The organism is Paraburkholderia sp. J63 (genome assembly GCF_905220245.1).
Classification (GTDB): Bacteria; Pseudomonadota; Gammaproteobacteria; order Burkholderiales; family Burkholderiaceae; genus Paraburkholderia.
Genome location: NZ_CAJMZF010000135.1, coordinates 1 through 1,128, shown reverse-complemented (window position 1 = coordinate 1,128; position 1,128 = coordinate 1). Strand labels below are relative to the sequence as shown.

Genomic DNA, 1,128 nt, shown 5'->3' with positions numbered 1-1,128 from the left:
GGCGATCGAACTCGAGAACCGCCGCCAGGAAGAGCACATCGAACTCATCGCGTCGGAGAACTACACATCTCCGGCGGTCATGGCCGCGCAGGGTTCGCAGCTCACCAACAAGTACGCCGAAGGCTATCCCGGCAAGCGCTACTACGGCGGCTGCGAATACGTCGATCTCGTCGAGCAGCTCGCGATCGACCGCGTGAAGGAACTGTTCGGCGCCGATGCCGCCAACGTCCAGCCGAACTCGGGCTCGCAGGCCAACCAGGGCGTGTTCTTCGCCATGCTCAAGCCCGGCGACACCATCATGGGCATGAGCCTCGCGCACGGCGGCCACCTCACGCACGGCTCGCCCGTCAACATGTCGGGCAAGTGGTTCAACGTCGTGAGCTACGGCCTCAACGAAGCCGAAGACATCGACTACGACGCCGCCGAAAAGCTCGCTCAGGAACACAAGCCGAAGCTGATCGTGGCGGGCGCCTCGGCGTTCGCGCTGCGCATCGACTTCGAGCGTCTTGCGAAGATCGCGAAGGGCGTGGGCGCGTATCTGATGGTCGACATGGCGCACTACGCGGGCCTCATCGCCGCGGGCGTCTACCCGAATCCGGTGCCGCACGCCGACTTCGTCACCACGACCACGCACAAGAGCCTGCGCGGCCCGCGCGGCGGCGTGATCCTGATGAAGGCCGAGTACGAGAAGCCGATCAACTCGGCGATTTTCCCCGGCATCCAGGGCGGCCCGCTCATGCACGTGATCGCGGGCAAGGCCGTCGCGTTCAAGGAAGCGCTCTCGCCAGCGTTCAAGGAATACCAGCAGCACGTGGTCGAGAACGCGCGCGTGCTGGCCGAAACGCTGGTCAAGCGCGGCCTGCGCATCGTTTCGGGCCGCACGGAAAGCCATGTGATGCTCGTGGATCTGCGCGCGAAGAAGATCACGGGCAAGGCCGCCGAGGCCGCGCTGGGCGCCGCGCACATCACCGTGAACAAGAACGCGATTCCGAACGATCCGGAAAAGCCGTTCGTGACGAGCGGCATCCGCCTCGGCTCGCCGGCGATGACGACGCGCGGCTTCGGCGTGAAGGAAGCCGAGCAGGTGGGCAACCTGATCGCCGACGTGCTCGACAATCCGGAAGACGC

Annotated in this window: 1 protein-coding gene; it reads left to right on the top strand. The window is 65.5% G+C overall.

Annotation, left to right across the window (positions count from 1 at the left end; translation table 11 throughout):
• Positions 1 to 1,128, top strand: a 1,128-nt coding sequence (glyA, locus tag U5775_RS38830; protein ID WP_322063420.1) for a serine hydroxymethyltransferase, incomplete at both ends; no start/stop codon positions are given.